3 protein-coding genes are annotated in these 1808 nt (G+C 43.1%); all 3 read left to right on the top strand.

Annotated features, from left to right (window positions below):
• Positions 1 to 352, top strand: a 352-nt coding sequence (locus LZ463_RS28815) for a hypothetical protein (RefSeq protein WP_241459766.1), incomplete at its 5' end; no start/stop codon positions are given.
• 191 nt (positions 353 to 543) lie between these two features.
• Entirely contained in the window at positions 544 to 978 is a 435-nt protein-coding gene (tnpA, locus tag LZ463_RS28810; RefSeq protein ID WP_241459765.1) for an IS200/IS605 family transposase, read from the top strand.
• 98 nt (positions 979 to 1076) lie between these two features.
• The gene (locus LZ463_RS28805; RefSeq protein ID WP_241459764.1) at positions 1077 to 1631 is read left to right on the top strand and encodes a pentapeptide repeat-containing protein; all 555 of its coding nucleotides are present in this window, start codon (positions 1077 to 1079) and stop codon (positions 1629 to 1631) included.
• Positions 1632 to 1808 lie beyond the last annotated feature (177 nt).

The raw sequence follows: 1808 nt of genomic DNA, 5'->3' as shown, positions 1-1808 counted from the left end.
AGGCATGCCAGCGAAACAGACGCAGGCACAGAGCCAGCAGAACACCATGGCCATGAAATCAGTGGCAGCCAACCCGTATGCGACCATGGTGAGTCAGCCTACCCCTGCGAGCACAGAGAGCAGCAAGACCACGACAGTAGCAGCGACGCCTATGCAGGCGACTTCTGGTAGTAGTGCGATTGTGATACCGAAAGGGACGGTTACAACTGCGAGCAGTGGGGCTAGCAACGCCAGCAGCACAGCGACAGCGGCAGACAGTGATCTGGCGATGGCGGCTTTGCTGGATGGATTGGGGAGTTCGTTGGGGAGTGCTTTGCAGGCGCAGATGGATAAGTCTTTGCAACAACAGTAATAGTGGATTGATGGAGAGTGAGTAATTGTTAAAATATCTTACTCTCCGCCGCGCATTCCCAGTGATTAATTTAATATTTAAATGTAAATAAATAAGGTAATCCCCCGGCTCTGCCGGGGGACTCCTAAAGGTTTGACCTATACGTCGGTCGGTTTGAAACTTCTATCTCTACCAAAAGAAGGAGTTTCAAGATGAAAGAGTATCAAAGTTTGAGTCATACCAGGTGGGATTGTAAATACCATCATATAGTGTTCATTCCGAAATACCGGAAGAAGTTAATTTACGGGGCCTTGAGAAAGCACCTTGGGGAAATATTTCGAGAGTTAGCGAGACAGAGGGAATGCAGCATTGTTGAAGGACACGTGATGAAAGACCATGTTCACATGTGTTTGAGCGTTCCACCGAAGTATTCAGTGTCAAATGTCGTTGGTTTTATGAAAGGCAAGAGCGCGATTTCGATAGCCAGACACTTGGGCGGGCGACAGAGAAACTTCACAGGAGAAGTATTCTGGACAAGAGAGTACTTTATATCGACTGTGGGACTCGATGAGGAAATGATCCGGGCATACATCAGAAATCAGGAGCAGGAGGATGAACGTTACGACCAAATGAAATTGGGACTGTAGCCGCCTTTAGGCGGATCAAGGGTTACCAGCGCCTTTGAGGCGCTCCAGCAATAAACCTCCGGCTTTGTCGGAGGTAATTTAATTTATTTGAGATATTTATGGCACAAATTATTTCTCGATTAGCAGAGCCAGACGAATGGCAGTTGAAATTACTTGGTATTGTCGAACAGCATGGCATTCAGTGCTGGGAAATCGTGTATTACGCAGATTGGGAAATATATGATGTTCACTTCAATAACGTAACATATGACAAGATATCATTTTGGCGTTGTGTTCTCAAACGGTGTAGTTTTGCAGATTTTTCTCCAGCATTTCATTATTTCAAGCTATCGAATCTTATCGACGTGACGTTTTCAAAAGCAGGTTTAGAAGAGATTATCTTTAGTCGAACTAGTTTTAAAAATGTTAACTTCGATAATGCACGTTTATTTAAAGTAAAATTTGGAGATTGTTTATTTGATAGCATTTCATTTGTTAACGCAAAATTTATAGGAACTAGTTTTTCTGGGTGCGATTTGCGACAAATTAATTTCGATAATGTAGAGATGGAAGACACAAGATTCGGAAATTGTTTATTAAGCGATAACTTGATAAATCATCCGAGAGGATATTGGGAAGACACTGAAAAAAAGACAGTTTTTATTGTTCGATGAGTTGCTGCTGCTCTGTTGCCCTGTTCACCGTTCAGTTAAACCAAACCGCTCCGCCTGATCTGCAATTTTTGCAAAAACCGGCGGAGATTTTGGTTTGGCTGAACACGAAAACGACGGTTTTTTAATCAGTGCAAACACCTAAACTTGTTAGTCTGATTAAAATTTGTGCAAATTATG

It is taken from the genome of Undibacterium paludis, from assembly GCF_022568815.1.
Classification (GTDB): Bacteria; Pseudomonadota; Gammaproteobacteria; order Burkholderiales; family Burkholderiaceae_D; genus Undibacterium.
This window is presented reverse-complemented; position numbering and strand designations above follow the sequence as displayed.

What these genes read in the sequence shown, in the direction of transcription:
- tnpA (WP_241459765.1), top strand. Translation starts at nt 544, where the DNA reads ATGAAAGAGTATCAAAGTTTGAGTCATACCAGGTGGGATTGTAAATAC.
- LZ463_RS28805 (WP_241459764.1), top strand. Translation starts at nt 1,077, where the DNA reads ATGGCACAAATTATTTCTCGATTAGCAGAGCCAGACGAATGGCAGTTG.